At 73.4% G+C, this 6221-nt stretch carries 5 protein-coding genes; all 5 read right to left on the bottom strand.

Annotated elements, in window-relative coordinates:
• Positions 1-143: 143 nt before the first annotated feature.
• Positions 144-815 carry a class F sortase gene (locus ACFV2X_RS21220; protein WP_385618524.1) on the bottom strand — a complete coding sequence of 224 codons (672 nt, stop codon included), beginning with the start codon at positions 813-815 and terminating at the stop codon, positions 144-146.
• Between the two features lie 114 nt (positions 816-929).
• The gene (locus tag ACFV2X_RS21215) at positions 930-1535 is read right to left on the bottom strand and encodes a hypothetical protein (protein WP_385618521.1); all 606 of its coding nucleotides are present in this window, start codon (positions 1533-1535) and stop codon (positions 930-932) included.
• A gap of 69 nt (positions 1536-1604) precedes the next feature.
• Positions 1605-3083, bottom strand: coding sequence for an acetyl/propionyl/methylcrotonyl-CoA carboxylase subunit alpha (locus ACFV2X_RS21210; RefSeq protein ID WP_385618518.1), 1479 nt, complete (start codon positions 3081-3083; stop codon positions 1605-1607).
• Positions 3084-3088: 5 nt separating this feature from the next.
• Positions 3089-3712, bottom strand: a complete 624-nt coding sequence (locus ACFV2X_RS21205) for an acetyl-CoA carboxylase biotin carboxyl carrier protein (RefSeq protein WP_385618515.1) — start codon at positions 3710-3712, stop codon at positions 3089-3091.
• Entirely contained in the window at positions 3709-6219 is a 2511-nt protein-coding gene (accD, locus tag ACFV2X_RS21200; protein WP_385618512.1) for an acetyl-CoA carboxylase, carboxyltransferase subunit beta, read from the bottom strand. The genes ACFV2X_RS21205 and accD overlap by 4 nt, the downstream gene beginning before the upstream one ends.
• Positions 6220-6221: the final 2 nt, after the last annotated feature.

Here is a 6221-nt window from a genome sequence, read left to right as displayed (position 1 = left end):
GCGCCCTCTTTTTTTTTATTTCAGCCCGCGGGTCCCCGCGCCGCGGGCCCCCCACCCCCCCACCCCCGCGGCGGGCGCGGGTCCCTATACCCCCGGCGCCCCCCCGGCCGCCCGGCCCCATCCGGCGTTTCTCCAGGGCGGGCTCAGGCCCACTGGAAGGAGTCGAGGTGGGCGAACACGACGACATTGGCGGTGTAGTCGCGGACGGCGCGGTCGTACGAACCGCCGCAGGTGATCAGGCGCAGCTGCGCGTCGGGGGTCTGCCCGTACACCCGCTCGTCGGGGAAGTTCGCCTTGTTGAACGTCTCCACCGAGTCGACGACGAACGTCGCGACGATCCCGTCGGCGCGGGTGATGGTGACCCGGCTCCCGGTCTTGAGCGAGCTGAGCGGATAGAACACCGCCGGGCCCGTCTTGGTGTCCACATGCCCCGCCACAATGGCGTTGCCCCGCTCGCCCGGTGAGGGGCCACCGTTGAACCAGCCGGCCAGGTTGTTGTTGTCGGCGGGCGGCGGGATCAGCACCCCCGACCGGTCGAGCGTCAGCTCGGTGAACGGTGCGCTCACCCCGATGGAGGGGATGTCCAGATGCCTGGCGGGCGAGCGCGGCAGCGCGGGCCCGAGCCGGACCTCCTGAGGGGCGGCCGTCTGGGGGCGGGGGGTGAGCGTCGGTCCGGAGATCGCGGGCTTCTTCTGCGAGGGCTGTGTGGAGGCCGCGTCGACCGAGTTGTAGATCAGGAAGACGCCGATGAGGGCCGAAGCGGCGGCCCAGCGGATGACGCGGGTGTTGCTGTCGGCACCGCCCTGTTTGCCCATGGATTCTGCCTTTCTGGCCGGTGGAGAGCCCACCGGCAAAGAGCGTGGCGCTGCCGTGGCCAACCGCCACAAGCGGTGTCGGCCACGGCAGCGGGGCTACGAAAAGCGGTCAGCTCAGATCGCGGTCCCAGTGGGCTTGCGACGACGCAGGGCGTAGGCACCGGCGCCGAGGCCACCGAGGAGCAGAACCGAGCCGGCCGCCATGCCGCCACCGGTGGTGGCCATGCCGCCGCCACCGGTGTGGACACCACCGTGCGGCTTCTCGTGCTCGCGCTCCTTGCCGTACGAGCTGCTGCCGCCCCAGCCGTGCTCTTCCTTGCCCTTGCCTTCTTCCTTTTCCTTGCCGTAACCGCTGCCGTAGCCGCTGCCGTAGCTGCCCTTGCTGTAGTCGTCGTTGCCGTAGCCGGACTCTTCTTCCTTGCCCTTGCCGTAGCCCGACTCTTCTTCCTTGCCCTTACCGTAGCCGGACTCTTCTTCCTTGCCCTTGCCGAAGCCCGACTCCTCTTCCTTCTCCTTGCCGAGGTCGGACTCCTCCTTGCCCTTGCTCTCCTTCTCCTTCCAGGAGCCGCCGGAGCCGTAGTCCTCAGACTCCTGACCGCTGGAGTAGCCGCCGTGGCCGCCCGGGTCGGAGACGTCAGCGGCGAACGCGGCGGCAGGGGCGCCCAGAGTCAGGGATGCGGCAAGCGCCGTCCCGGCGATGAGTGCGCGAGTTGAACGCATGAGTCATTCCTTCCGGCACCTGCACGATTACTGACATTTGCCAGATAAAGGGATCGCGTAGGTGTCTCATCAACCGTCAGCGACGTGGGGCCCCGCTGCCACTTGGCGCGGCCCGCTTTCGGGCCGGTTGTAAGCCCTCCGAGTGGAGATCGCCGTGGTCTTCACTCGTTCGCCGCGCGAATGGGCTGACGATGAATCATCTTTTCGGCCCATCGTTTCGATCAGCCCCGTAGTGTGCGTCGCCGACCGGAACTCCGGGCGCGCCAGCACCCGCCGCAGAAACCCCAGCGTGGTCCGTACGCCCCCGCCACCGACCCGGAACTCGCCCAGCGCCCGGTCCATACGGGCCAGTGCCTGCTCGCGGTCCGGCGCCCAGGCGACGGTCTTCGCCAGCAGCGAGTCGTAGTCCGGGCCCACCCGCCAGCCCGGGAAGGCGTGCGTGTCCACCCGTACGAAGGGCCCCCCGGGCGGTACGAACTCCGTCAGCGAGCCGGGTGTGGGCGCGAAGCCGCGGTCCGGGTCCTCGGCGTTGACTCGGCACTCGATCGCCACGCCCCGCCGTACGACATCACTCTGACCGAACGTCAGGGGCTGCTCGGCCGCGATGAGGATCTGCTCCCGGACGATGTCGATCCCGGTCACCATCTCGGTGACCGGGTGCTCGACCTGGAGCCGGCAGTTGATCTCCATCAGATAGAACTCGTGGTCGGGGGTGAGCACGAACTCGAAGGTGCCCGCTCCCACATAGCCCACCGCCGCCGCGCCCCGCACCGCCGCCGCGCACATCGCGGTGCGCCGCTCCTGGGGCAGATTCGGCGCGGGGGCCTCCTCCACCATCTTCTGGTGGCGCCGCTGTACGGAGCAGTCGCGCTCGCCGAGGTGGACCACCTTGCCGTGCCGGTCCGCGAGCACCTGCACCTCCACATGGCGGGCATGCTCCACGAACCGCTCCATGTACAGGCGCTCATCGCCGAACACCGCGCGGGCGTGGGCCCGTGTCTCGTTGAACGAGGGCACCAGGGCGTCCGGCTCGCGGACCACCGCCATACCGCGGCCACCACCGCCCGCCACCGCCTTGAGGATCAGCGGATAGCCGATCCGCCCGGCGATGTCCTTGGCCTCGGCCGGCGTGGCCACCGCGCCCGTACTGCCCGGCAGCACCGGCAGCCCCGCCTCCGCCATCAGCGCGCGGGCCGCCGCCTTGTCGCCGAGCCGCTGCATCACCGAGGCCGGCGGGCCGATGAAGGTGATCCCCGAGTCCTCGCACACCTCCGCGAAGTCCGGGTCCTCGGACAGGAATCCGTACCCGGGGTGGATGGCCTGCGCCCCGGTGCGGTGCGCCGCCTCGATGACCGCCGGGACGCTGAGATAGCTGGCCTTCGACTGCGGCGGACCGATGTGCACGGCCTCGTCCGCGAGCCGGACCACGGCCGAGTCGCGGTCGGCGGTGGAGTACACCGCGACGGTGCGCATGCCGAGCTCGCGGCAGGCGCGCAGAACACGCAGCGCGATCTCGCCGCGGTTGGCGACGAGGACGGTGGAGAACACGCGGATCACACCGGCCCGGCGGCGGGGCCGGGCGCCACCGCGATCAGAGGCTGCTGATACTCCACGGGCTGCGCGTTGGGCACCAGGATCTCCACCACCCGCCCGGCGGCGTCCGATTCGATGGTGCTCATCATCTTCATGACTTCCAGCACACCGACCGGCTGCCCCGGCTTGACCATGTCCCCGACCCCGATGAACGGCGGGGCGCCCGGCTCGGGCGCGTGGTAGAAGGTGCCGACCGTCGACGCGCAGATGTACCGCAGCCCGGCCTCCGCCTGCCGGGTTCCGGCCTGCGGCCGCATCCCGTCCGCCACGGCCACCTGCGCATGCGGATGGGGATGCGCCTGCGCCTGCGGATGCTGCGGCGGAGCCGCTGCGGGCCCGGACGGCGGTGCGTGCTCGTGCTCGCGCTTGGGCTCGTGCTCGTGCCCGGCCGGATCCGGCCACTCCATCTCAACTGATGTCTGCCCGTGCCGCAGCGTGATCCGGCGCGGGTGCTTGTCCGCGGCCTTCGCCAGCTCCGTCACACTGCGGCACAGGGAATCCAGCGTGGCATGCGGGGGCAGCACGACCGCGCCCGGCCGGTGCCCGTTCTCGCGATGGTCCGTGATGTGGCTGTCCGCTGTCACGATGCACCTCTTTTGGTGTGTAGCCGTGCGCCGGCCGACCCGGCGGGGACCCCCGTGTCAAGACCGAAGCGGCGGAACCGCTCCGCCCGCGCCGCCAGCAGCCGGTCCGCCTCCCACGGCACCAGCTCGCCCAGCGCCTCGACGAGCGCGTCGCCGAGCAGGGCCGCGGCCTTCGCGGGATCGCGGTGGGCGCCGTCCGGCGGCTCCGGTACGACCCCGTCGACCACCCCGAGCCGCAACAACTCCCTCGGGTCCAGCCGCAGAGCCGCCGCGGCGGCCCGGGCCGCCTCGGGGTTCTTCCACAAGATGGCGGCGCAGCCCTCCGGACTGATGACCGAGTAGATACCGCCCGCGCTGATCAGCACCCGGTCGGCGAGCGCCAGCGCGAGCGCGCCACCACTGCCCCCCTCGCCGACCACCGCGGCCACCACGGGCACCGGCAGCCGCGCCATCAGCCGCAGATTCTGCGCGATCGCCAGCGCCTGACCGCTGCGCTCCGCGTCCGGGCCGGGGTTGGCCCCCGGCGTGTCCACCAACGTCACCACCGGCAGTCCGAGCTTCGCCGCCATCCGCATCAGCCGCGCGGACTTGCGATAGCCACTGGGCGCGGGCATCCCGAACCGGTGCGCCTGCCGCTCCGCCAGGCTCGCCCCGCCCTTGTGCTGCCCGATGACCATCACGGGCAGCCCGCCGATCCGCCCCGGACCGCCGACCACGGCGGGGCAGTCCTCGGCGAGCCGGTCGCCGTGCAACTCGTGGAAGTCGTCGACGATATGGCCGATGTAGTCCATCACGGTCGGCCGATCAGGATGCCGAGCCCCCCGCACCCCCTCCCAAGCGTCCCGCTCCGCCACCTCCCCGACCTCCCGCATGACCGCGCTCCGCGCGGCCCTGGCGCGGGCTGCACCGGCCGCGTCCGGCCCGCCGCCCGGGGTGGCGTCCGCCTCCGCCTGTGTGGTGGCGGCGCCCGCCCGGCCGTTCGGGGCGGTGTGCGGCCCGTCGACCGCCGCGTCGGCGGGGCCGTGGGCTGTCGTGTTCGGGTGGTTCGCGGCGGTCGCGTGCGACCCGGCGCCGGGGACGGCGTGCGGTTGCCCGCGCTCGGCGGCCCGCCGCTCGCCGCGCGGGCCGGTTTCCGCTTCCCCGTCCAGGGCGGGGAGTTCCGCCTCCGCGCCGCTCGGGTGGCGTGCCGCCGCGCTGAGGGGGGCGGCGGGGGCTTGCGGCCCGTCGTCAGGTACCGCGTGGGGTTGCCCGTACGCGGTGGCCTGCCGCTCGCCGCGCGGGGCGGCGTGCTCCGCCCCCGCCTGTGCGTTGGCGAGGCTGTGGGCCGCCGTGCCTGGGTGGGTGGTGGCGGCCGTGTCCGGCCCGCCACTTGGCGCGGCGGGCCTCCGGTCCGCCCGTGCGTCCGCCCCCGCGCCGACGGCGCCGTGAGCCGCCGCGCCCGGGTGGCCGGCGGAGGCGTCCGGCTGCCCGGCCGGCGCGTCGTACCGCGCCGCGTCCGGTCCCCCGTACGCGGTGGCGTGCCGGCCGCCGGCCGAGGCGGGGTTCGGCCTCCCAGCCGGTGCGTCCGCCGGCCCGCCGTCCGGGTGGCGGGCCGCCGCGCTCAGGGGGGCGGCGGGCGCCTCCGGCCCGCCGTACGGGGGCGCGGCGTGGCGCGCCCCCGCCGCAGCCCCGCCGGAGGCGCCCCGCGCTGGGGTCCCGGCCGCCGGGCCCCCGGGCCCCGACACGCCGGATCCACCCAAGGCCAACAGCCGGGCCAGGGTGGGGCGGAGGGCGGAGCGGGGGATGATGTCGTCGACCATGCCGTGTTCCATCAGGAACTCGGCGGTCTGGAAACCCTCCGGCAGCCGCTCCCGGGTCGTCTGCTCGATGACCCTGGGCCCGGCGAAGCCGAGCCGCGCGCCGGGTTCGGCGAGGATGACGTCGGCGAGGGTGGCGTAGGACGCCGCCACGCCTCCGTACGTCGGGTCGGTGATGAGCGAGACCGTCAGGATCCCGGCCTCGTCGAGTTCGGCCATCGCCTGCGCGGTCTTGGCCATCTGCATCAGGGCCAGCGCGCCCTCCTGCATCCGGGCCCCGCCGGAGGCGGTGATCAGCAGCAGCGGGACGCGCCGGGCGAGGCTGGTCCGGGCCGCTTCGCAGATCAGCGCGCCCACGCCGCAGCCCAGGCTGCCGCCGAGGAACCGGAAGTCCATGGCCGCCACGACCACGGGCCGGTCGTCGATCCGGCCCACGGCGCAGATCACCGCCTCCTTGAGGCCCGTCTTCGCCCGCGCGTCCGCCAGCCGCTCCGCGTACGGCCGGGTGTCGGCGAACTCCAGCGGATCGTGCAGCGGCTGCACCTCGCCGATCGGCGCCGCGGAGTCGGCGTCGAGCAGTTGGTCCAGCCGCTGCCGCGCGGTCAGCGGGCTGTGCCAGCCGCAGTCCGGGCATACGCGCAGGGTGCGCGCGAACCTCTTGCCGTAGATCAGGTCGGCGCAGCGCTCGCAGCGCACCCAGTCCGCGACCACAG

Origin of the sequence: Streptomyces sp. NPDC059679 (assembly GCF_042734105.1) — a bacterium.
Taxonomy (GTDB): Bacteria; Actinomycetota; Actinomycetes; order Streptomycetales; family Streptomycetaceae; genus Streptomyces.
Note: the sequence above shows the minus strand (reverse complement) of the source record. Positions and strands in the feature narration are given on the sequence as shown.

Coding starts and splice junctions, on each gene's coding strand:
- ACFV2X_RS21220 (WP_385618524.1), bottom strand. CDS start 815: ATGGGCAAACAGGGCGGTGCCGACAGCAACACCCGCGTCATCCGCTGG.
- ACFV2X_RS21215 (WP_385618521.1), bottom strand. CDS start 1,535: ATGCGTTCAACTCGCGCACTCATCGCCGGGACGGCGCTTGCCGCATCC.